Here is a 22,430-nt window from a genome sequence, read left to right as displayed (position 1 = left end):
GGCTGATCGCTGGGAGGGTTTCTCGCCCCCGCCGCCCCTACCCGTCCCATCCCCGGGGGCTCCGCCCCCGGACCCCCGTTCGGCCTGAACGGCCTCGTCCTCAAACGCCGGACGGGCTGACAACGGGACGGGTGGGGCGGCGGGGGCGAGAAACCTCACCTCACCCCGCCCTCACCGCCCGGCCAAAGCCATCGCCCGATCCAACCCCTGCAGAAAACCGTTGACCGTGGCCCGGTCCCGCACGGCGATCCGCAACCATTCCTCCCCCAGCCCGGGAAACGTGTCCCCACGCCGCACCGCGAACCCGAGCCCCCGCAGGTGACGCCGCACATCCGCCGCTCGATCCAGCCGCACCAGCACGAACGGACCGCCCGCCGGCTCCACCACCCGCAACCCGTCGGACCCGAACTCCCGCAGCCCCGCGACCAGATGGTCCCGGTCCGAGGCGACGCGGCGCGCCACATGGGCGGCCTCCGCGAGCGCCCGAGGCGAGACGCACGCCTCGGCCGCGGCGAGGGCGGGCGTGGAGACGGGCCACAGCGGCTGGGCCCGCGACAGCTCCGCGATCGTCTCGGGAGCGGCCAGGACGTACCCGATCCGCAGCCCGGCCAGCCCCCACGTCTTGGTCAGACTCCGCAACACCACCAGCCCGGGCACATCCGTCCGCCCGGCCAGCGCCTCCCGCTCACCCGGCACCGCGTCCATGAACGCCTCGTCAACCACCAACGTCCGGCCGGGCCGGGCGAGTTCGGCGACGGCGGCAGCCGAATGCAGCACCGACGTCGGATTGGTCGGATTCCCGATCACGACCAGGTCCGCGTCCTCCGGAACAGCCGCGGGGTCCAGCCGGAAGCCGTCCTCCGCCCGCAGCAGGACCCGGTCGACGCGGTGACCGGCATCCCGCAGGGCCGCCTCCGGCTCGGTGAACTGCGGGTGCACAACGACGGGCTGACGGATCTTCAGGCCGCGCGCGAGCAGCACGAAGGCCTCGGCCGCGCCGGCCGTGAGGAGCACCCGCTCGACGGGCAGCCCGTGCCGCGCCGCCACCGCGGCCCGCGCGGCCCGCCCGTCGGGGTAGGCCGCGAGCCCGCCCAGCGACGCGGCGATCCGCTCGCGCAACCACGCCGGAGGCGTGTCCGCGCGCACGTTCACGGCGAGATCGGTGAGCGCGGAGCCGTCGTCCCGCACCTCGACGTCCCCGTGGTGCCGCAGGTCGTGCGCGTCGTCGCCCCCGTACTGGCCCTCAGTGCGCATGGGAGGCGGAGGGGGAAGGGGAGTGGGAGTGGGAGTGTGCATGATCGCCGTGGTGATGGTGGCCGTCGTCGTCCGGATGGAAGTGCGGCTGCTGCGGGAGCCCCACCTTGTCCTCGAAGCCGGGCAGCGCGATGCGGTACACGCACGAGTCGCAGTTCATCCGCAGATCGCCCTGCACGGCCTCGCGGTAGCGCTCCATGACCAGGTCGAGCAGCTCCGGCTCGGGGCCGATGACATCGGCGGAGCGCACCTCGACGTCGGGGTGCGCGGCCGCCCAGCCCTCGGTCTGCTGCCGCACCCGCTCCGGGAGGATTCCCGTGAAGAGGAAGTAGGGGAGTACGACGATCCTGCGCGCGCCCAGCTTCACGCAGCGGTCCAGCCCGGACGGCACGTCCGGCGCCGCCAGCGACACGAAGGCCGTCTCCACCCCGGCGTACCCGCGCCCCTCCCACAGCAGCCGCGCCGCCTTGAGCACCTCGGCGTTGGCGTCCGGGTCGGTGGAGCCGCGTCCGACGAGCAGCACGGTCACGTCGGCCCGGTCGGCGGGCGTACGGACCGTGGAGCCCAGCGCGTCGTCCAGCCGTCGCTCCAGGACGGCCAGCAGCGACGGGTGCGGGCCCAGCGGACGCCCGTACGTGTAGGAGATCCCGGGGTGCCGCTCCTTCTCGCGGGCCAGCGCCGCCGGGATGTCCCCCTTGGCGTGCCCGGCGGACACCAGCATCAGCGGGACGGCGGCGAACCGACGTACCCCCTGGTCCACCAGCTCGCCCACCGCCTCGGTCAGCGGTGGCGGCGACAGCTCGATGAATCCGCCGGCGACGGGCAGCTCGGGGTGCCGGCGCCCCAGCTCCCGTACGAAGTCGCGGAAGGCCTCGGCGCCGGCCTCGTCCCGGGTGCCGTGTCCGGCGATGAGCAGGGCGGGGGGCGGGGTGGTCACGTTTTCTCCTTGGACTTGGATACGGGGTGGTACAGCAGGGCGTTGAGCGCGGCGGCGGCGACCGCCGAACCGCCCTTCTCGGACACGTTGCTGACAGCGGGCAGCCCGCTCTCGCGCAGCGCGGCCTTGGACTCGGCGGCACCGACGAAGCCGACGGGCAGACCGATGACGAGTGCCGGATCGGCGTGCAGGGTGAGGAGTTCCTCCAGGGCCGTCGGCGCACAGCCGATCACCCACAGCGCACCGGGCCCGACCTCCTCGTACGCGAGCCGGATCGCATGCGCCGAACGGGTCAGGCCAGGGCCCGACTCGGCGTCCTTCAGACGGCAGACGGTGTCCCGGCGGGTGATGCCCGCCGCGACCATCTCCACGTCCACGACGACCGGCGCCCCGGCGTGCAGCGCCGCGTGCGCCCGCTCCAGCGCGCCCTCGTCCATGACGAGATCGTCCGCGTAGTCGAGGTCGGCCGCGGAGTGGATGACCCGCTCCACGACCGCGCGCGTCAGCGGCGCGAAGTGCGAGGTGTCCAGACGGGCACGCAGCCGCCGGAAGGACTCCTGCTCGATGGGGTGCACGACCCGGGCCTGCGGGAACACCTGGCTCACTCGGCTCATTTGGGCTCCTCCTGCCAGCGGTAGCCGCGCGGCGTCACCATACGCCCGGCGATCTCACGGGTCGCCGTGTTGCCCACGGTCACGACCGCCATCATGTCCACCGTCGCAGGGTCCAGACCCGCGAGGGTGGTCAGACGGCTGGATTCGTCCGGGCGGGAAGCGTTGCGTACGACACCGACCGGCGTCGTCGGCTCCCGGTGCTCGGAGAGGATCGCCAGCGCCTTCGGGAGCTGCCAGTCGCGGCCCCGGCTACGGGGGTTGTAGAAGGTGACCACGATGTCCGCCTCGGCCGCCGCCCGTACCCGCCGCTCGATGACCTCCCACGGGGTGTGGAGATCGGAGAGGCTGATCGACACGTGGTCGTGGCCGAGGGGCGCGCCGAGGATCGCGCCGGCCGCGAGGGCGGCCGTCACGCCCGGCACGCCGACCACGTCGATGTCGTCCGACGCCTCGGCCAGCGCGGGCGACGCCATCGCGTACACGCCCGCGTCCCCGCTGCCGATCAGCGCGACGGCCTGCCCGCGCCGTGCCTCGGCCACCGCGGTACGCGCCCGCTCCTCCTCGGCGCCGAGCCCCGACTCCAGGACCCGGGTGCCCGGCCGCAGCAGATCGCGGATCTGGTCGACGTACTGGTCGAGCCCGACGAGCACCGACGCCCGTCGCAGCTCCTCCTTCGCGCGCGGAGTGAGCAGATCGCGGGCGCCGGGCCCGAGACCGACCACCGCGAGCCGACCGCGCGCCACCCGCCGTACGACCGCGACGGTCGCCATCGCGGGCGTACCGTCCGCACGCTCCGACTTCCGCTTGGGGACCAGGAGTTCACCCCCGCGTACGAGCGCGGCGGCCTCGGCCACGGACGGCGTACCGACGGCGGTGAGCGGCGCGTCCGAGGGGTTCGGCACGTCGACCTTTGCCAACTCCTGCGCGCTGTACGTCACCACGGGCACGCCGAGCCGCTCGGCGGCCGCGACGATGCCCGGCTCGTCGGCCTTGGCGTCGACGGTGGCGAGCTCGGCGACGGACTTCGCGGACAGTCCGGCGTCCCGCAGGGCGTCCTCGACGAGCCCGAGGACCTCGTCGACGGGGGCGCCCTTGGAGGCGCCGACGCCGACGACGAGGGACGGTGGCCGCAGGACCACGTTCTGGTCGGCGGGCGGGACGAGACGGTCGGTGACCCGGATCGCGTACGCGCCTTCCCGTGTGACCGGCAGCGGAGGCAGCGGCCACGCCAACTCGGCGTGCAGGGCGACGGGTTCACCGTCCAGCAGGGCCCGGGTGACCCCGGCGACGTCCCCCTCCACGGGGAAGCCGAGGGTGTCGAGGCCGGGCATCCCCACCGCGTCGGTCGCCGTCGTCACCACCGGCTCGGCGCCGAGCAACTCGCCCACCTCGCGGGCGAGTTCATTCGCGCCGCCACCATGGCCCCCGACGAGGGACACGGCGAACCGCCCCGCCTCGTCGACGCACACGATCCCCGGGTCGGACGTCTTGTCGCCCAGGAGCGGTGCGACGAGCCGGACCACCGCGCCCGTGGCCAGGAAGCACACCAGCTGGTCGCACTCCGCGAAGGCCCGCCGCACGGCGTCCCCGACGGACCCCTCGTACACCCGCGTACGGGCGGGCCAGGCCGCGGCCAGCCGGTCACGGGCCGCCGCGCCCGCCGCCGTGGCGGAAATCAGGCCGATCACTGGGGGACTCCTTCGATACGGGCCGGAGGCCGGACGCCCCACAGCAGAAAAACGGGATTGGTGGCCGCGAGCCGGGTGACCCCACCCGGCAGCGGTGCGAGGCGGGACGACTGCAGCAGGACGCCGTCGCAGTCGAACCCGGCGCCGGTGAGCGCGTCCCGCGCCGCCGGAACCCGGTCGAGCGCGGCCATGGCGACGACGACGGCGCGCCGGGCCCGCCCCGCGCAGACCGTGACGATGGCGGGCAGCTCGCGCCCCCCACCGCCGATGAACACGGCGTCCGGATCGTCCTGCAGATCGGACAGCACCGTGGGCGCGGCGCCCTGCACCACCCGCACATCGACGCCGTGCGCCTCGGCGTTGGCGCGGATCCGTTCGCAGCCGTCCCGGGTCTTCTCGACCGCGGTGACGGCCGCGCCGAACCGCGCGCACTCGACGGCGACGGACCCGGAGCCCGCGCCGATGTCCCAGACCAGCTCGCCGAGGCGCGGCCCGATCCTGGCCAGCGCGAGCGCCCGCACCTCGAACTTGCTGATCATCGAGTCGCGGTGCGCGAACTCGCTCTCGTCCAGGGCCCATCGGGCGGGCCCGGGCGGTGGCCCGGCGACCGTCCGCACCGGAGCGAGGGTGCGCGTGCGCGTCGGAGCCAGGCACAGGACGACGCTCACCGCCGTACCCCAGTCGCGGGCCGCGGCCTCGGCGGGCGTGACCCGCTCCACCCGCTCGTGCTCGGGGTCGCCCAGCGCGCTCGCCACGACGAGGACGCGATCGGCGCAGGCGTGGGCGAGGGCGGCGCCCAGTTCGGCGGGCCCGGAGCCGGGTCCCGTCAGGACGGCCACCTTCGGGTGGGACCGGCAGACCTGCACGGCCGTACGCAGCTCCCGCCCATGGGCGCTCACCACCACCGCGTCGTCCCAGGGCAGCCCGAGCCGCGCGAAGGCGGTCGCGACGGAGGAGACACCGGGACGCACATCCAGCCGCTCCGCCCCGAACCGCTCCGCCAACGCCCGTACGATCCCGAAGAACCCGGGGTCCCCGGAGGCGAGCACGACGACCCGGCTCTGCTTCTGCCCCTTCTTCACGTGTTGCTCGACGATGTCCAACGCGGGTGCCAGCGACCCGAGAACGATCCGCTCCACCCCCTCCGGCAGCCGCGCCGCCGCCAGATGCCGCCGGGCCCCCACCACGAGCCCGGCGTCGGCGAGAGCGGCCTCGGCGTCCCTGGGAAGCGGCGCCCCCGTCCCCGTACCGAAGACGGTGATCACGAAGGACTGCCCTTACGCGCCGCGCGCAGCTCCGCGCGCGCCTGCGGGTCGGCCTTGCGGAAGCCGTGGAAGTGACCGGGGTGGTAGAGGTGCGAGCGGGTGCCGCTCGCGTCGAGCGCCGGGCCGACCAGGAAGAGGGTGTGTTTCCAGAGCTTGTGCTCCTTGACGGTCTCCTCCAGCGTCTCGATCGTGCACTTCACGATCAGCTCCTCCGGCCAGGTCGCCTGATACGCGACGACGACCGGCGTGGACGTCGGATAGCCGCCCTCCAGCAGCTCCCGTACGAGCTGGCCGCTGCGGGCGGCCGACAGGAACAGCGCCATGGTCGTGCCGTGCCGCGCGAACTCCCGCACTTCCTCCCCGGGCGGCATCGGCGTCTTGCCCCCGCCGAGCCGGGTGAGGATGACGGACTGCGCGACCTCGGGAATCGTCAGCTCGCGCTGCGCGAGCGCGGCCACGGCGGAGAAGGACGAGACGCCCGGGATGATCTCCGTCGCCACCCCGATGTCGGTACACCGGTCGAGCTGCTCCTGCGTACCGCCCCAGAGGGCGGGGTCGCCGGAGTGGATCCGGGCCACCTTCAGACCGTGTCGAAAAGCCCGCTCGTACACGGCCACGACGTCCTCGAGGGACATCGTCGCCGAATCCAGGATCTCCGCACCCTCGCGCGCGTGCTCGAGGACCTCGGCCTGCACCAGGCTGGCCGCCCAGATCACGACGTCGGCCTCGGCGATGGCGCGTGCGGCCCGGAACGTCAGCAGGTCGGCGGCGCCGGGCCCGGCCCCGACGAAGGTCACCTTGCCGGTGGGGGCATCGGCCATGGAAATTCGGTCCTCTCCTACAAGTGCGATGACTGCCAAGTGCGATTACTACGAGAAGTCAGTGGGCGCGCGGCCGTCGGGCGTGCGCGAACGGGCCTTGATCGGATAGCAAGGGCTTATGGCGGTCCTCGTCGCGCTCGGCGCGTTCCTGATGACGCTGGCCGGCGGCTGGACGGCACTGCGCGTGACCGACCGCCGTCATCTGGTGCTGGGCCTGGCCGGCGGGCTGATGCTCGGCGTGGTCGGCCTGGACCTGCTGCCGGAGGCGCTGGACGCGGCGGGCGACGAGGTCTTCGGCGTACCGGCCGCGCTGCTGTTGTTCGTCGCCGGGTTCCTGCTGGCCCACCTGGTGGAACGCCTGCTGGCCCACCGGCAGGCCGCGCACGGCGGCGAGGAGAACGGCGGACGCGCGCCCGAGGTGGGCCTCACGGCAGCGGCCGCCATGGTCGGTCACAGCGCCATGGACGGGGTGGCGATCGGCGCCGCCTTCCAGGTCGGCGGTGGCATGGGCCTGGCCGTCGCCCTCGCGGTGATCGCCCACGACTTCGCGGACGGCTTCAACACGTACACGATCACCAGCCTGTACGGAAACGCGCGCCGCAAGGCGATCATGATGCTGTTCGCGGACGCGGCGGCCCCGGTGGTGGGCGCGGCCTCCACGCTCTTCTTCCACATCCCGGAGCGACTGCTCGGCTGCTACCTCGGCCTCTTCGGCGGCGTACTCCTGTACCTCGCCGCCGCCGAGATCCTTCCCGAGGCGCACCACGAGCACCCGGCCCGCTCGACCCTGCTGTGCACGATCGCGGGGGCGGCCTTCATCTGGCTGGTGGTGGGCATCGCCGGGTGATCTTCCGGCGTTCACAGTTTTCCGCCGCGCCCGCCATCGCGCCGGGCGGGCGCGATGAGCGTGGAGAGGTACGGCAGCGGCCCGCCGTCGAGGTCGGCCGCGGGCCGGATGGACTCGCCCTCGAGCCCGAGCGCCGAGCCCCACACGGCACCGTCGATCCGCCCGGTCTCCCGCAGCACCTCCGCCACCTCCTGCGCCTGCCGCCCGAACTTGTACGCGACGACGGTGCCGGGCCCGTTCAGCGCGTCCTTGAGCACGGCGGCCCCGGCGGTGACGGGCACGAGAGTGAGAGGCTCGGTCCCTTCCGTGAGCACGGCTCCCGACCGCGCCGCCAGATCCTGCATGGCGGTGATACCGGGCACGGTCTCGATCTCCGTCCCCGGTACCAGCTCCCCGATGGTCAGCGCGAGATAGGTGAAGGTCGAGTACACGTTGGGATCGCCGATGGTGGCGAAGGCGACGCTGCTGTGCGCGCGCAGCAGCGCGGCGACCCGCGCGCCGGCCGCATCCCAGGCGGCCTCACGGCGCCCCCGGTCGGTCCGCTCGTTGAGCGCGAACACGACCCGTACGACCTTGTCCTCGGGCACGTAGTGCAGGACGGTGGCCTCGGCGCGTCCCCGCTCACCACTGTCCATGACCGGGACGACGACGACCTCGGCGGCGCGCAGCGCGTTGACGCCCTTGACGGTCACCAGCTCCGGGTCACCGGGCCCGACCCCGACACCGATCAGCTTGCTGCTCATGACGTCAGGCACCTCTCCACGAACCGACGGGCGACACCGGGCTCGGACGCCCAGTGCGTATGCAGATAACTCGCGTGCACACCTTGTTGTACGAAACCTTCGACGCGCCGCTCAGGGGCGCGCACCCCCCAGGCGGGCGCCGCCCCGGCACCGGGTTCGACGACGGTCCGGTGGAACTCGTGACCGCGCATCCGGGTCCCGGCGGGCGCGAGCACGCTGTCGCTGACGGCCACCGCGTCCCGATAGCCGAGCGTCAGCCGCGCGTCCATGCGTGCCGTGGCGTCGAGCACCCCGCACATGGGCTGCCCGTCGAGCTCCCGGGAGAGATACAGCAGCCCGGCACACTCGGCGGCGACGGGCGCCCCACTGAGCGCGAGGTCGGCCACGGCCTTACGGAGCGGCTCGTTGGCGGACAGCTCGGGGGCGTACACCTCCGGGAACCCGCCCCCGATGACCAACCCGCCCGTCCCTTCGGGCAGTTGCTCGTCCCGCAGCGGATCAAAGGTGACGACTTCGGCACCGGCGGCGGCGAGCAATTCGGCATGCTCGGCGTAGGAGAAGGTGAAGGCGGGGCCACCGGCAACGGCGACTACGGGTGCCTTGCGCAGCCCGCGCCGGGCACCATCCAGCCCGTCCGGCGTTTGAGGACGAGCCCTTCGGGCGACCGGGGGTTTGGGGGCGGAGCCCCCAAGTTTGGGAACGGGAAGGGGCGGCGGGGGCGAGGAACCCACCACCTCAGCCGCATCCCAAGCCGCACCGGACAACGCGGGCGCACTCCGCGCCAGCGCGAACAGCACATCAAGGTCACACCCACGCCGCACCTGCTCAGCCAGCGCGGCCACGGCCTCCAACGCCTCCCCACGCCGCTCGGCAACAGGCACCAGCCCCAGATGCCGCGAGGGCGTACTCACCTGCGAGGCGCGCCGCAGCGCACCGAGCACCGGCACCCCCGACTCGTCGAGAGCCTCCCGCAGCATGGCTTCATGCCGTTCGGACCCGACCTTGTTCAGGATCACCCCCGCAACCCGCACCTCGGGATCCCAGGAGGCAAACCCATGCACGAGCGCGGCCACGGACCGAGACTGCGACGAGGCATCCACAACAAGCACCACCGGCGCCCGAAGCAGCTTCGCGACATGAGCCGTCGAGGCCAGCTCCCCCTGCCCGGCGGCCCCGTCGTACAGCCCCATCACACCCTCGACAACAGCGAGATCGCAGCCCCGCGCCCCCTGCGCGAACAACGGCGCGATCAAGTCCGCCCCGCACAGATACGCGTCGAGATTCCGCCCCACACGCCCGGTGGCGAGCGCGTGATACCCGGGATCGATGTAGTCGGGCCCCACCTTGTGCGGGGACACGGCAAGCCCCCGCGAGGCGAAGGCCGCCATCAACCCCGTGGCAACGGTGGTCTTGCCGCTCCCCGAAGCGGGCGCGGCAATGACCAGCCGAGGGACGGATGTCACCACTCGATGCCCCTCTGACCCTTCTGACCGGCGTCCATCGGGTGCTTGACCTTGGACATGTCCGTCACAAGATCAGCGAACTCGACGAGCTTCTCCGGGGCGTTCCGCCCAGTGATCACGACATGCTGAGTCCCCGGCCGATCCCGCAGCACGGCCACCACCTCGTCGACATCCACCCACCCCCAGTGCATGGGGTAGGCGAACTCGTCGAGGACATACAGCTTGTACGTCTCGGCGGCGAGGTCCCGCTTGACCTGCTCCCAGCCCTCGCGGGCCTTCTCCTCGTTGTCCATCTGGGAGTCGCGCTGCACCCACGACCAGCCCTCGCCCATCTTGTGCCAGTCGACGGACCCGCCCTCACCGGACGCACCCAGCACGCGCAGCGCGTTCTCTTCCCCGACCTTCCACTTCGCCGACTTGACGAACTGGAACACCCCGATGGGCCACCCCTGGTTCCAGGCACGCAGCGCAAGCCCGAACGCGGCCGTCGACTTGCCCTTGCCGATCCCCGTGTGCACCACGACCAGCGGCCGATTCCGACGCTGGCGTGTCGTCAGACCGTCGTCCGGCACCACACTCGGCTGCCCCTGCGGCATTACGCGGCCCTCCTGTTGCCCTGAACGTCCTTGACCAGCCCGGCAATTGAGTCGGCCCGCAGTTCATCGAGCGTCACAGCGGTACCCCCCAGGTCACCGGCGAGCTGCGACGCAAGCCCCAGCCGAACAACTCCCGACTCACAGTCGACGACCACGGAAGCAACCCCCTCGGCCGCGAACAGCCGAGCCGCCCGCGCACCCAGCGCGACCGGCTCCGGCCCCCCGGTCGCCCGCCCGTCCGTCACGACCACGACGAGCGCCCGCCGCGCCGGATCCCGCAGCCGCTCCACCCGCAGTACGTCATGCGCCTTGAGCAGCCCGGCGCCGAGCGGAGTCCGCCCACCGGTGGGCAGCGACTCCAGCCGAGCCGCAGCCGCGTCGACGGACGAGGTAGGAGGCAACGCGACCTCGGCACCCGTCCCCCGAAAGGTCACGAGCCCCACCTTGTCCCGCCGCTGATAGGCATCGAGCAACAGCGAAAGGACGGCCCCCTTCACGGCACTCATCCGCTGCCGGGCCGCCATCGACCCGGAAGCATCGACGACGAACAACACGAGATTGGATTCGTGGCCTTCGCGCACCGCTTGCCTGAGATCGTCACGACGCAGGAGAAGCCCAGATCCAGTGCGCCCCCGCGCCCGCTGGTGCGGTGCGGCAGCCTGCACGGTCGCAGCCAAGTGCAGCTTGGTGAGCGCCCCTTGAGGCCGCCGTGCACCGGTCGTCCGCCCATGCTCGGTCCGCGCCCGCGAACGCCGTCCGGCGGCACCCTGACCGATACCGGGCACGCTCAGCGCCTTCGTGCGGAAGGGTTCGGAGGCCCGTACGGGAGACTGCTCGCCACCACCCTGCGCGGCCGGCGCGTGCCCTTCTTCCGAGGGCTCGCCCTGCGCCGGGACGTCACCGGCGGGGGAGTCGCCGTCCGGCCCGTCCTGCGGAGGCTGCCCGCCACCACCGGGCCCGTCCGGATCCGGATCATCGTCCTCGCTGCCGCCCTGCTCGCCGAACTCCTCCAGCGTCTCGTCGAGCTTGTTCTCGTCAAGTCCGGGCGCATCAAAGGGATTCCGCCGCCGCCGATGAGGCAGAGCGAGCAACGCGGCCTGCCTCACATCCTCCGCGAGCACGTCGGTCCGCCCGGCCCATGCGGCCAGCGCGACCGCCGTCCGCGCCATCACGATGTCGGCCCGCATCCCGTCGACCTCGAAGGCAGCACAAGTCGCCGCGATCTGCCGCAGCGCACCGTCGCCGAGCCGCACGGACGGCAACAGCTCACGCGCCGCCACGATCCGGGCCCGTACGGCGGACTCCTCGTCGTCCCACCGCGCTGCGAAGCCTTCCGGATCGTCGTCGTACGCGAGCCTCCTCCTGACCACCTCGACCCGCTGATCAGGCTCCCGCGAGGCGGAGACCTCGACGGTCAGCCCGAACCGGTCGAGGAGCTGAGGCCTGAGCTCACCCTCCTCGGGGTTCATGGTCCCGACGAGCAGAAAACGGGCGGCATGCCGTACGGAGACACCCTCACGCTCGACGTACGAGGCACCCATCGCGGCCGCGTCCAGCAACAGGTCGACCAGGTGGTCGTGAAGAAGATTGACCTCGTCGACGTACAGAATCCCACGGTGCGCGTCGGCCAGCAGCCCCGGCTCGAAGGCCTTCACGCCCTCCGCGAGCGCCCGCTCGATGTCGAGGGCTCCCACGAGCCGGTCCTCGGAGGCACCGACGGGCAGCTCGACCATCCGCGCGGGACGCTTCGTACCGGGACCGGCCTCGTGCGGCCCGTCCGGGCAGGCGGGATCAGGGGAAGCCGGCGCACAGGAGAACCGGCACTCGGCGACGACGTCGACCCCGGGCAGCAGCGCCGAAAGTGCGCGTACAGCCGTGGACTTGGCGGTGCCTTTCTCTCCACGGACGAGCACGCCGCCGACATTCGGTGCGATGGCGTTGAGCAGCAGGGCAAGCTGCAGGTCCTGCTGCCCGACGACGGCGGTGAATGGGAAGTGCGTGCTCACGCTGCAGTCCCCCCTGGGAGTGAAAGACGGTGAAAATGACGGATTTGAGGCGCACGATCGGTCAACTTGGTTCCCTGCTCCCCACATACACGGGGATGGTCCGGCGGTGTCGCCAGCTGTCGGCGGCGTGCTGGTCTGCTCCCCGCGCACGCGGGGATTCGGCGGGAGATCACTCGTCCCCCTCCAGATCTCCCTCAAGTTCGAGGTAGGTCGCGCGGAGCCGGTCCAGGGTCTCCTGTTCCGGCTCCGCCCACAGACCGCGGTCGGCGGCCTCCAACAGCCGTTCGGTGATGCCCCTGAGAGCCCACGGGTTGGACTTCTGCATGAACTGCTTGTTTTCCGGGTCGAAGACATACTCGGCGCTCAGTTTTTCGTACATCCAGTCGTCGACCACACCTGCCGTCGCGTCGTACCCGAACAGGTAATCGACAGTCGCCGCCATCTCGAAAGCACCCTTGTAGCCGTGCCGCCTCATGGCGCTCATCCAGCGAGGGTTGACCACACGCGCCCGGAAAACCCGGTGGGTCTCCTCGCCCAGCGTCCGCGTCTTCACCTGGTCGGGCGTGGCGGAGTCACCGACGTACGCCTCCGGACTCGCCCCCGTCAGATGCCGCACCATCGCGACCATGCCGCCGTGGTACTGGAAATAGTCGTCGGCGTCGACAAGATCATGTTCCCGTGTGTCGACATTCTTCGCGGCCACCGCGATCCGCCGGAACGCCGTCTCCATGTCCCCCCGGGCCGCCCGCCCATCGAGCCCCCGCCCGTAGGCGTAACCACCCCACACCGCGTACACCTCGGCCAGGTCCGCGTCGCTCCTCCAGTTCCGCGCATCGATCAGCGGCAGCAACCCGGCGCCATAAGCCCCCGGCTTGGAGCCGAAGATACGAGCGGTCGCCCGCCGTCGGTCGCCATGCTCGGCGGCATCCGCGTCCACGTGCGCCCGCACGAAGTTGGACTCGGCGGGCTCGTCCAGTTCCGCAACCGCCCGCACCGCGTCGTCGATCAGCCCGACCACGTGTGGGAACGCGTCCCGGAAGAACCCGGAGATACGCACCGTGACGTCGATACGAGGCCGCCCCAGCTCCGCCACCGGCACCACCTCGAACCCGGTCACCCGCCTCGACGCGTCGTCCCACACGGGACGGCAGCCGAGCAGCGCGAGGATCTCGGCGATGTCGTCGCCCTGCGTCCGCATGGCCGACGTACCCCAGACCGTCAGGCCGACGGACTTCGGGTACTCGCCGGTGTCGGTCAGATACCGCTGCACCAGCGAGTCGGCGAGCGCCTGGCCGACCTCCCAACTGAGCCTGGACGGAATGGCCTTGGGGTCGACGGAGTAGAAGTTGCGGCCGGTCGGCAGGACGTTGACGAGCCCACGGGTTGGCGAGCCGGACGGGCCCGCCGGGACGTAACCGCCGTCAAGTGCCTTGAGGATGTGGTCGATCTCGTCGGTCGTCTTCGCGAGCCGCGGCACGACCTCGTCGCACGCGAACTTCAACACCGCGACTGCATCCGGCAGTTCGGCGCCCACGACCTCGCGCACCAGAGCGGGAACGGCCGCCGTGTCCCAGCCGCGTTCCTCCATGCCCTCGGCGAACCGGCGGCACAGCTGCTCCAGCAGGTCGATTGCGTCGGCTCCCGTGCGTGCGGGCCCCTCGACCAGTGAGGTCAGCCCGTCCGGCACCTTCACCGGCGCGCCCGGCTCGGCGAGCAACTCCTTCTCGACCAGGCCGAAGTGCTCGGCGAGGCAGGCCCGCAGCCCGGGCAGCGCGTTCGCCGCGCCGCCCCACACCTGCGAGGCCCGCAGCACGGCCAGCACGAGATTCACCCGCGGTTCGGCCTCCGGCCCGCCGCCGAGGATGTGCAGCCCGTCCCGGATCTGCACATCCTTGATCTCGCACAGATAGCCGTCGATGTGCATGACGAACTCGTCGAACGCGTCCTCGTCCGGCTGGTCGTCCACATGCAGGTCGTGATGGAGTTCCGCAGCTCGCACCAGCGTCCAGATCTGGCTGCGCACGGCCGGCGCCTTCGTCGGGTCCAGGTCGGACACGAGCGCGTACTCGTCGAGGAGTTGCTCCAGCTTCGCCAGATCGCCGTACGTGTCCGCGCGGGCCATCGGCGGTACGAGGTGGTCGACGACGGTGGCGTGCCCGCGGCGCTTGGCCTGGGTGCCCTCGCCGGGGTCGTTGACGATGAACGGGTAGATGAGGGGGAGTTCGCCGAGTACGGCGTCGGGCGCGCAGCCCCCGCTGAGCCCGAGTCCCTTGCCCGGCAGCCATTCCATCGTGCCGTGCTTGCCCATGTGCACGACGGCGTCGGCGCCGAAGGAGTTTTCCAGCCACCTGTACGCGGCCATGTAGTGGTGCGACGGCGGCATGTCCGGGTCGTGGTAGATCGCGATCGGGTTCTCGCCGAAGCCGCGCGGCGGCTGGATCATCACGACGACGTTCCCGAACTGGAGGGAGGCCAGCACGATGTCGTCCCCGTCGACGTAGAGGGAGCCCGGCGGCTCGCCCCACGCCTCGAGCATGCCGTTGCGCAGCTCGGGGTCGAGCTTGTCGAACCAGGCCCGGTAGTCGGCGAGCGGCACGCGCGCGGGAGCGGCCGCCAACTGCTCCTCGGTGAGCCATTCGACGTCGTGGCCACCGGCGTTGATGAGCCGGTGGATCAGCTCGTCGCCGTTGTCGGGGTGGCCCTCGACCACGTACCCCGCGTCCTTGAGGGCGTCCAGCACCCGCACCGCCGAGGCGGGCGTGTCGAGCCCCACCGCGTTGCCGACCCGGGAGTGCTTGGTCGGGTAGGCGGTGAAGACGAGCGCGAGCTTCTTGTCCGCGTTCGGCTTGTGCTTCAACCGGGCGTGGCGTACGGCGATTCCGGCGACGCGCGCGGCCCGCTCGGGGTCGGCGACGTACACCGGAACGTCGTCCGGGCCCTGCTCCTTGAAGGAGAACGGCACGGTGATGAGCCGCCCGTCGAACTCCGGGATCGCGACCTGCATCGCCGCGTCCATGGGGGAGAGGGCGGCGTCCGACGCTTCCCACGCGGCCTGCGAGGAGGTGAGGCAAAGTCCTTGCAGGACAGGGACGTCGAGGTCGCCGAGCGCCCCGATGTCCCAGGCCTCCTCGTCACCGCCGGCGGATGCCTGCGAGGCGTGCGTGCCGCCCGCCGCGAGCACGGTCGCGACCAGCGTGTCGGCCTTCCCGAGGATCTCGTACAGTCCCGCGTCGGCGCCGCGCAGCGAACCGCAGTACACGGCAAGGGCGTTGGCCCCTCGCGCCTCGATCGCGTCGCACAGCGTGTCGACGAAGGCGGTGTTGCCGGACAGCTCGTGCGCCCGGTAGAAGAGCACGCCGATCGTCGGGCGGCCCTCGACGAACGCACGCTCGCCGTGGATGCCGTACTCGGCCATCTTCCGTGGCGCTTCGAAGCCCTCGCCGGTGAGCAGCACGGTGTCGGAGAGGAAGCGGGCCAGCTCGGTCAGGTTGTCCGGGCCGCCCTCGACGAGGTAGCGCAGTGCCTCAGCCACGACACCGGCCGGCACGGACGACTCGGCCATCAGCTCGGCGTCCGGTACGGACTCCCCGCCGAGCAGCACGGTCGGGATGCCGGACGCCTTCAGGAAGGCGAGCCCGTCCTCCCAGGCGCGCTTGCCGCCCAGCAGCCGTACGACGGCGAGGTCCGCGCCCTCGACGAGTCCGGGCAGCTCGCCCGCGACATCCACGCGGGTCGGATTGCCGATCCGGTACGGGGCGCCGGAGGCACGGGCCGCCAGCAGATCCGTGTCGGCGGTCGACAACAACAACACTGTGCTCATGCGGGCGCTCCCGGTGGAATGAAGGGCAGTCCTGAAGGCGCGCCGGACTCGATGAGCCGCCACAGCGCGTCCGTGTCCGCGTGTTCCTCGATCAGATCGCCGAGCCGGTCGAGCTGCTCCTCGCGCAGCGCCGCGAACGACGTGTCGGCGGCCGGCACGAACCGGCGGCCCGCGGCGGCCGCCACTTCGCGCAGGAAGGCCCGCCGGAACCCGTCCGACTCCAGCGAACCGTGCCAGTGCGTGCCCCAGACGGCGCCGACCCGGCAGCCGTCCAAGAAGGTTTCCCCGCCGGTGACGTCGGCGACGCCGTGGTGGATCTCGTACCCCTCGACATGCTCGCCGAGCGCCTCCCCGACGGGCCGGGTGAGGGTCTTCTCGCGCGCGAACCGCACGCGTACGGGGAGCAGTCCGAGCCCGTCGACATGACCGGCGCGCGACTCGACCTCGTCCTCGATGTGCTCGCCGAGGATCTGGAAGCCCCCGCAGATTCCGAGGACGGGACGGCCCTGTGCGGCTCTCCGCTCGATGGCGTCCGCGAGTCCGCGCTCGCGCAGCCACTCCAGTGCCTTCACCGTCCCCCGGGTTCCGGGTACGACGACGAGGTCGGCGTCGGCCAGTTCCTCGGCCCGGTCCACGAACCGCACGACGACACCCGGCTCGGCGGCCAGGGCGTCCACGTCCGTGAAGTTGGACATGAGGGGGATCGCGCAGACGGCGACGCGCAGTACGTCCTCGCCGACGGGGGGAGCGACCACGGACTCGCGCACCGCGCCCCTCAGCGAGACCCGCAGCCCGTCCTCCTCGTCGATGCCCAGGCCGTGCGCGAAGGGCAGCACGCCGTACGCGCGGCGCCCGGTGAGGCCGTGCAGCATCTCGAGCCCGGGTTCCAGCAGGGACACATCGCCGCGGAACTTGTTGACGAGGAACCCGGCGACGAGCGCCTGATCCTCCGGGCTCAGCAGCGCGACCGTCCCGAAGAACGAGGCGAACACGCCCCCACGGTCGATGTCGCCGACGACGAGCACGGGCAGCCGGGCATTGCGGGCGATCCCCATGTTCACGATGTCGGTCCGCCGCAGATTGATCTCGGCAGGACTGCCGGCCCCCTCACAGATCACCGCGTCATACGTGCCCCGCAATGCGGCGAGGCAGTCCAGCACGGTCCCGAGGAGAGCCTCCTGCCGACCGCCGTGATAGCCACGCGCGGTCATCTCACCCACGGGCTTGCCCATGAGGACGACCTGACTGCTCCTGTCGCTGCCGGGCTTGAGCAGCACGGGATTCATGAGCGCGGTGGGCTCGACGCGCGCGGCCTGCGCCTGCATGGCCTGCGCCCGCCCGATCTCGGCGCCCTCACGCGTCACGAACGAATTCAGCGACATGTTCTGCGCCTTGAAGGGCGCGACCTTGACCCCCTGCCGCACCAGCCACCGGCAGATCCCGGCGGTCACGACGCTCTTGCCGGCGTCGGAGGTGGTGCCGGCGACGAGGAGACCGCCGCTCATGATGTGTCTCCCTTGGAAAGCATCCGTCCGACAGCGCACACGCCGAGCGCGAGCAGGCTCACGCGCCGCGACAGCCGTACCGCCCGCTCGATGTCGCCGACTCGGACGGCGCGACCCGTGTCATTGAGTACGGGCCGGTGCTCGACCCTTCCTCCGTACGAGAGGGTCCCGCCGAGCCGCACCCCGAGCGCCCCCGCGAACGAGGCCTCCACGGGTCCGGCGTTGGGGCTCGGATGCTTGCGGGCGTCCGCACGCCAGGCGCGCACGGCGCCCCGCGGATCCCCTCCGGCCGCAGCGGCGAGTACGGCCGTGAGCCGCGCCCCCGGCCATCCCGCGACATCGTCGAGCCGCGCGGAAGCCCACCCGTACCGCCGGTACTCGGCGGACCTGTGCCCGACCATGGCGTCGAGCGTGTTCACGGCGCGAAAGGCGACCAGCCCGGGAACGCCCCCCACGGCCCCCCACACCAGAGCTCCCACGACGGCGTCGGAGGTGTTCTCGGCGACGGACTCGACGACGGCCCGCGCGACGCCGTCCGCGTCGAGAGCCTGGGGATCCCGCCCGCACAGATGCGGCAGCCGCTCCCGGGCCGCCTCGACATCACCGACCGCGAGCGCGTCGCCGATCGTCCGGGCCTCCCGCCCGAGGGAGGTCCCTCCGACGACGGCCCAGGTGGCGGCGGCGGTCAGCGCGACGGAAGCGGTACGAGATCGACGTACGGAGTGGCTCGCGAGCGCCGCGATCCCGGCGGCGCCGCCCACGCACACGGCCGTGTGCAGTGCGCCCCACCCGCGGTGGTCGCGCCACAGCACTCGCTCCACGGCACCGGCGGCCCGCCCGAACGCGGCCACCGGATGCCCGCGGCGCGGATCGCCCAGCAGCAGGTCACCGAGGAGTCCGGCGGCGGCGCCGTACGCGAAGACGCGATCGGCACGCATCGGTTCAGCCGACCGTCAGGTCGGGCACAACCGTCGTTCGGGTCGTTCGCGTCCTAGGCAACGCACTTGGGCAGCCGCGCATGGCGATATGTCCTCACTCAGGGTGTCCACGCCCTGGTTCGACGAGACCGGCGATGAGAGTTCCTGGCTCCCGGGGACTTCCTTCCCCGGTGACAGTGGCGGGACCGCGCCGGATTCACACCGGCTTCCTCTCCTGTCGCCGTACTTGGCTCCGGCAGTCCACCACGGGGTCGGAAGACCCGTCAACTTGCTGTTGACCTGCGCGGGGAGAGTGTGCCGAGGCCCACACCGCTACCGCGCCGACCTGCCCGCCGAGACCGAATTGGCATGAATTTCCCTGTGAGGGGCGGCATTTCGTGGCTGTGCTTGTGGCTGCGGAGCGTAGCCATCCGAAGTGCCCCAAAAAGGAACCGCCCTGCTCGCCGGCGCCCGGAAAGGGCGACCGATGAACAGGGCGGCGAGGACCGTGCGGCGCGGGCGAAGGCAGTGCGGTGGGTCCAGGAGCGCGCGGTGTTGTCAGGCCACGATCAGATAGATCCCGTACGACACCGCCGCCGCGCACGCCGCGAAGCAGACGTACGCGCCGGTGACCGCGAGCGTGGCCGAGCCGCCCTGCGCCGACGCCGACTCGCGCTTGGAGAGGCCGACGATGCCGAGGGTGAAGAGGCCGACGAGGGCCACGGTGGTCACGAGGCTGACTCCGAAGACGGAGCCCAGGGCTGCCCAGTCGATGTGCATGCTGTTGATTCCTTACACCGTGGCCGGCTGGGTGGGCTCCGTGCCCGGGGACGGGATGGTGGCCTTCAGGTCGTCGGTGACGGTGCCGGCGGGCGGCGGGGTGACCGCGGCGATCGCCGTGGTGACGACGCCCGCGGGCTCGGCGGCGACCTCGTTGACGTTGTCGACGGTGACCGGCTGGCGGCGGGAGAGCGTCCAGATGGCGCCGGAGCCGGCCACGAGCAGCGCGCCGGTGAGGATGATGCCCCACGTGCCCTGCTTGGTCAGGAACTCGGCGCAGGCGCCGGCCAGACCGGCGGCGGGCAGCGTCAGGCCCCACGCGACGAACATCCGGGTCGCGGTCGACCAGCGGACGACACCGCCCTTGCGGCCGAGGCCCGAGCCCATCACGGCGCCGGAGCAGACCTGGGTGGTGGAGAGCGAGAAGCCGATGTGGGAGGAGGCCAGGATGGCGCTCGCGGCGCTGGTCTGGGCGGCGAAGCCCTGCGGCGGCGCGAGGTCGGTGAGGCCCTTGCCCATGGTGCGGATGATGCGCCAGCCGCCCAGGTAGGTGCCGAGCGCGATGGCCACGCCGGCCGAGACGATGACCCAGACGGGAGGGTTCGAGCCCGGGGCGATGACACCGCCGGTGACCAGAGCGAGGGTGATGATGCCCATCGTCTTCTGCGCGTCGTTGGTGCCGTGGGCGAGGGAGACCAGTCCGGCGGAGGCGATCTGGCCCGCGCGGTAGCCCTTGGCGGTCGCCTTCTCGTCGGCACGGTTGCCGATCCGGTACGTCAGCCGGGTGGCCAGCATCGCGGCGAGTCCGGCCACGATGGGCGCGGCGACCGCGGGGATCAGCACCTTGGTGACGACGGTCGAACCGTTCACCGACGACCAGCCGGCCGACATGACCGCGGCGCCGATGAGGCCGCCGAAGAGTGCGTGGGAGGAACTGGAGGGCAGACCCAGAAGCCAGGTCAGGAGATTCCACAGGATGGCGCCGACGAGCGCCGCGAAGATCACTTCGGTGCGAATGCCCTCTTCGTTGATGATCCCGCCGGAGATCGTCTTGGCGACCTCCACGGAGAGGAACGCACCGACGAGGTTCAGCGCGGCGGACATGGCCACCGCCGTCTTGGGCTTCAGAGCGCCGGTCGAGATGGTCGTCGCCATCGCGTTGGCAGTGTCGTGGAAACCGTTCGTGAAATCGAACACGAGAGCGGTCACGATCACGACAGCAAGGAGCAGCGTGATGTGTTCCATTTACCCAGGCTTCTGTTGGACGTCAGTGGCAGGGGGACCGTAGGCAACCTGGGTGAACGGAAGATGAACTGGGGCGGGCGTAGGGGTGTCTCAAACGGCGGAACGCCCCTCCGCTTGTGATGACGGTGATGCCGGAGGGGCGGCCCTGGGACTCGAACGGAGGCGGAATACTGGGCTCCGCTAGCCCTTGGCGAACTTCTTGAGCTGAGTCAGGGATCCGTTGAAGAGATTCTGGTCACCCGGCAGCGTGCCGCTGTTGTCGTACTGCCAGAACGTCCAGAACGACCAGCCGGCCGGCAGTGTCCCCGCGTCCGCCGAGTCGTAGCGGGCGAGCCACAGGGAATGGTTCGTGGCGAAGGCGCGGCTGCCGCCGGTGCAGGTGTTCCACCAGTGCGTGGTCGTGTAGATCACCGGACGGCGACCGGTCTCCCGCTTGACCTCGGCACTGAACGCCTTGATCCAGCTCACCATCTTGGCCTTGCTCAGGCCGTAGCACTTCTTCTTGCCGTACGGGTTGTACTCGATGTCGAGCGCGGGCGGCAGCGTCCAGCCGTCCGCGCGCCAGGCGCCGCCGTTGCGCACGAAGTGCGCGGCCTGGGCGGTGCCGGACGACTTGTTCGGCACCGCGAAGTGATAGGCGCCGCGGATGATCCCCGTGTCGCGCGCCCCGTTGTACTGCTGGCTGAAATACGGATTGCGGTACGTGTGGGACTCGGTCGCTTTGACGTAGACGAACCGGGCGCCCTTTGCTTTCGCACTCTGCCAGTTGACGTTCTTCTGGTGCGAGGAGACGTCATGTCCCTTGGGTTTGCTCGCCGCCGAGACCGGAAACCCGGCGAGGGCGGTCCCTCCGGCGGTCAGCGCCGCCACGGTGGCCGATGCCGCGATGACGCGGGCACGACGACGGAATGGTTTGTGATCACGAGCCACATTTCCCCCCGGAATGGCAGTGTGCACGACAAATCCCCCAGAGATTAACTGAAGATCATCGGCAGCCCGTCGATCGTCGGCCAATCGCTGCCGGAGGGGGGATCTATGGCGATATGCGACCTTACGGACGCGTAGGTTCCGCCCTACAGTGCCCTCGCCGACGGCAGATCGACGACCGTGCCTGGCAGGATCGCGGCATGGCTGAGCAGCGGCGGGACGCGCGGGATACGGGTGACGTGGGGGAGGGTGCACAGGGTGCGCGTGGGCGGGAGGTGGCGGACGCGTGGGACGAACTCGTCGCGACGGCCCGCCGGACGGTGGCCGACGGGCTGGTCGTCGGTACGTCCGGCAATGTCTCGGTACGGATCGGCGATACCGTCCTGGTCACGCCGACGGGAGTGCCGTACGACCGGCTGACGCCCGACGCCGTCGTCGGTGTCGACCGCGACGGCCGGCAGGTGCTCGGTTCGCTCCTTCCGACGAGTGAACTGCCGATGCATCTCGCGATCTACCGCGCCACCGACGCGCATGCCGTCGTTCACACCCACGCCCCGCACGCGACGGCCGTCTCGACGCTCGTCTCCGAGCTCCCGCTGATCCACTACATGGCGGGATCCCTCGGTGGACCGGTCCGTGTTGCCCCCTATGCGACATACGGCACCAGCGAGTTGGCCGAGAACATGCTCCAGGCCCTCACCCACCGCACGGCCTGCCTCCTCCAGAACCACGGCACCATCGCCTACGGAGACTCTTTGACCCAGGCGTACGACCGCACCGCCCAGCTGGAATGGATGTGCCGTGTGTGGCTATTGGCGTCGTCCGTGCCGGGACTGACCCCCACGCTCCTGTCGGGGGAGCAGGTGGGGGAGGCGGCGGAACGATTGCGGACGTACGGGCAAGGGGGCTAGGGCCTGTCCGGCGGATCAGGTTGCAGGGAAGCACCGGCACCTCGTAGGTGCCGGTGAGCGGGGCTTGGTGCGTGCGGCTGCAAGGCGGAGG

At 71.4% G+C, this 22,430-nt stretch carries 18 protein-coding genes and 1 riboswitch; of the genes, 2 read left to right on the top strand and 16 right to left on the bottom strand.

Annotated elements, in window-relative coordinates; all coding sequences use genetic code 11:
• Nucleotides 1-171 precede the first annotated feature (171 nt).
• From cobC to cobM, 6 genes are read right to left on the bottom strand one after another with little or no spacing between them, the layout of a single operon-like run.
• Nucleotides 172-1,254, bottom strand: a complete 1,083-nt coding sequence (gene cobC, locus AB0D57_RS39530; protein ID WP_362085158.1) for an Rv2231c family pyridoxal phosphate-dependent protein CobC — start codon at nt 1,252-1,254, stop codon at nt 172-174.
• Nucleotides 1,244-2,191: a sirohydrochlorin chelatase gene (locus AB0D57_RS39525; protein ID WP_362085155.1), complete on the bottom strand. Its 948-nt coding sequence runs from the start codon at nt 2,189-2,191 to the stop codon at nt 1,244-1,246. The genes cobC and AB0D57_RS39525 overlap by 11 nt, the downstream gene beginning before the upstream one ends.
• Nucleotides 2,188-2,805, bottom strand: a complete 618-nt coding sequence (locus AB0D57_RS39520; protein ID WP_362085152.1) for a precorrin-8X methylmutase — start codon at nt 2,803-2,805, stop codon at nt 2,188-2,190. Before AB0D57_RS39520 ends, AB0D57_RS39525 begins: the two co-directional genes overlap by 4 nt.
• Nucleotides 2,802-4,493 carry a precorrin-3B C(17)-methyltransferase gene (gene cobJ, locus AB0D57_RS39515; RefSeq protein ID WP_362085149.1) on the bottom strand — a complete coding sequence of 564 codons (1,692 nt, stop codon included), beginning with the start codon at nt 4,491-4,493 and terminating at the stop codon, nt 2,802-2,804. Before cobJ ends, AB0D57_RS39520 begins: the two co-directional genes overlap by 4 nt.
• Nucleotides 4,490-5,758 carry a precorrin-6y C5,15-methyltransferase (decarboxylating) subunit CbiE gene (cbiE, locus tag AB0D57_RS39510; RefSeq protein WP_362085146.1) on the bottom strand — a complete coding sequence of 423 codons (1,269 nt, stop codon included), beginning with the start codon at nt 5,756-5,758 and terminating at the stop codon, nt 4,490-4,492. Before cbiE ends, cobJ begins: the two co-directional genes overlap by 4 nt.
• On the bottom strand, nt 5,755-6,579 hold the full coding sequence (gene cobM / locus AB0D57_RS39505) for a precorrin-4 C(11)-methyltransferase (protein WP_362085143.1): 825 nt from the start codon (nt 6,577-6,579) through the stop codon (nt 5,755-5,757). Before cobM ends, cbiE begins: the two co-directional genes overlap by 4 nt.
• Before the next feature lie 118 nt (nt 6,580-6,697).
• On the opposite strand from cobM, the gene AB0D57_RS39500 reads away from it, so the two are divergent.
• Nucleotides 6,698-7,426 carry a ZIP family metal transporter gene (locus AB0D57_RS39500; protein WP_362085140.1) on the top strand — a complete coding sequence of 243 codons (729 nt, stop codon included), beginning with the start codon at nt 6,698-6,700 and terminating at the stop codon, nt 7,424-7,426.
• 11 nt (nt 7,427-7,437) lie between these two features.
• Here the strand turns inward: AB0D57_RS39500 and cobI are convergent, their stop codons facing one another.
• The 10 genes from cobI to AB0D57_RS39450 all read right to left on the bottom strand — a co-directional run bounded on the left by cobI (nt 7,438) and on the right by AB0D57_RS39450 (nt 21,431).
• On the bottom strand, nt 7,438-8,169 hold the full coding sequence (gene cobI, locus AB0D57_RS39495; RefSeq protein ID WP_362085137.1) for a precorrin-2 C(20)-methyltransferase: 732 nt from the start codon (nt 8,167-8,169) through the stop codon (nt 7,438-7,440).
• The gene (locus AB0D57_RS39490; protein ID WP_362085134.1) at nt 8,166-9,635 is read right to left on the bottom strand and encodes a cobyrinate a,c-diamide synthase; all 1,470 of its coding nucleotides are present in this window, start codon (nt 9,633-9,635) and stop codon (nt 8,166-8,168) included. Before AB0D57_RS39490 ends, cobI begins: the two co-directional genes overlap by 4 nt.
• Nucleotides 9,629-10,228 carry a cob(I)yrinic acid a,c-diamide adenosyltransferase gene (gene cobO / locus AB0D57_RS39485; RefSeq protein ID WP_362085131.1) on the bottom strand — a complete coding sequence of 200 codons (600 nt, stop codon included), beginning with the start codon at nt 10,226-10,228 and terminating at the stop codon, nt 9,629-9,631. Before cobO ends, AB0D57_RS39490 begins: the two co-directional genes overlap by 7 nt.
• Nucleotides 10,228-12,234: a putative cobaltochelatase gene (locus tag AB0D57_RS39480; RefSeq protein ID WP_362085128.1), complete on the bottom strand. Its 2,007-nt coding sequence runs from the start codon at nt 12,232-12,234 to the stop codon at nt 10,228-10,230. The genes cobO and AB0D57_RS39480 overlap by 1 nt, the downstream gene beginning before the upstream one ends.
• 169 nt (nt 12,235-12,403) lie before the next feature.
• Nucleotides 12,404-16,054, bottom strand: a complete 3,651-nt coding sequence (cobN, locus tag AB0D57_RS39475; RefSeq protein ID WP_362085125.1) for a cobaltochelatase subunit CobN — start codon at nt 16,052-16,054, stop codon at nt 12,404-12,406.
• Nucleotides 16,051-17,559, bottom strand: a complete 1,509-nt coding sequence (locus AB0D57_RS39470) for a cobyric acid synthase (RefSeq protein ID WP_362085122.1) — start codon at nt 17,557-17,559, stop codon at nt 16,051-16,053. The genes cobN and AB0D57_RS39470 overlap by 4 nt, the downstream gene beginning before the upstream one ends.
• Entirely contained in the window at nt 17,556-18,497 is a 942-nt protein-coding gene (locus AB0D57_RS39465; protein WP_362085119.1) for a cobalamin biosynthesis protein, read from the bottom strand. The genes AB0D57_RS39470 and AB0D57_RS39465 overlap by 4 nt, the downstream gene beginning before the upstream one ends.
• A gap of 117 nt (nt 18,498-18,614) precedes the next feature.
• A riboswitch (cobalamin riboswitch) is annotated at nt 18,615-18,758 on the bottom strand.
• Nucleotides 18,759-19,034: 276 nt separating this feature from the next.
• Nucleotides 19,035-19,256 (bottom strand): hypothetical protein, encoded by a 222-nt coding sequence (locus AB0D57_RS39460; RefSeq protein ID WP_362085116.1) that lies wholly within the window; start codon nt 19,254-19,256, stop codon nt 19,035-19,037.
• Between the two features lie 12 nt (nt 19,257-19,268).
• On the bottom strand, nt 19,269-20,501 hold the full coding sequence (locus AB0D57_RS39455; RefSeq protein WP_362085113.1) for an inorganic phosphate transporter: 1,233 nt from the start codon (nt 20,499-20,501) through the stop codon (nt 19,269-19,271).
• A 180-nt stretch (nt 20,502-20,681) separates the two neighbouring features.
• A complete protein-coding gene (locus AB0D57_RS39450) occupies nt 20,682-21,431 on the bottom strand; it encodes a lysozyme (protein ID WP_362085110.1) in 750 nt (249 codons plus the stop codon).
• Between the two features lie 197 nt (nt 21,432-21,628).
• Here AB0D57_RS39450 and AB0D57_RS39445 point away from each other — a divergent pair, with 197 nt between their 5' ends.
• On the top strand, nt 21,629-22,339 hold the full coding sequence (locus AB0D57_RS39445; RefSeq protein WP_362085107.1) for a class II aldolase/adducin family protein: 711 nt from the start codon (nt 21,629-21,631) through the stop codon (nt 22,337-22,339).
• The last annotated feature ends 91 nt before the right edge of the window (nt 22,340-22,430 follow it).

Origin of the sequence: Streptomyces sp. NPDC048275, from assembly GCF_040652275.1 — a bacterium.
GTDB lineage: Bacteria > Actinomycetota > Actinomycetes > Streptomycetales > Streptomycetaceae > Streptomyces.
The sequence above is the reverse complement of the archived record's forward strand: the minus strand, read 5'-3'. Positions and strand labels throughout refer to the sequence as shown.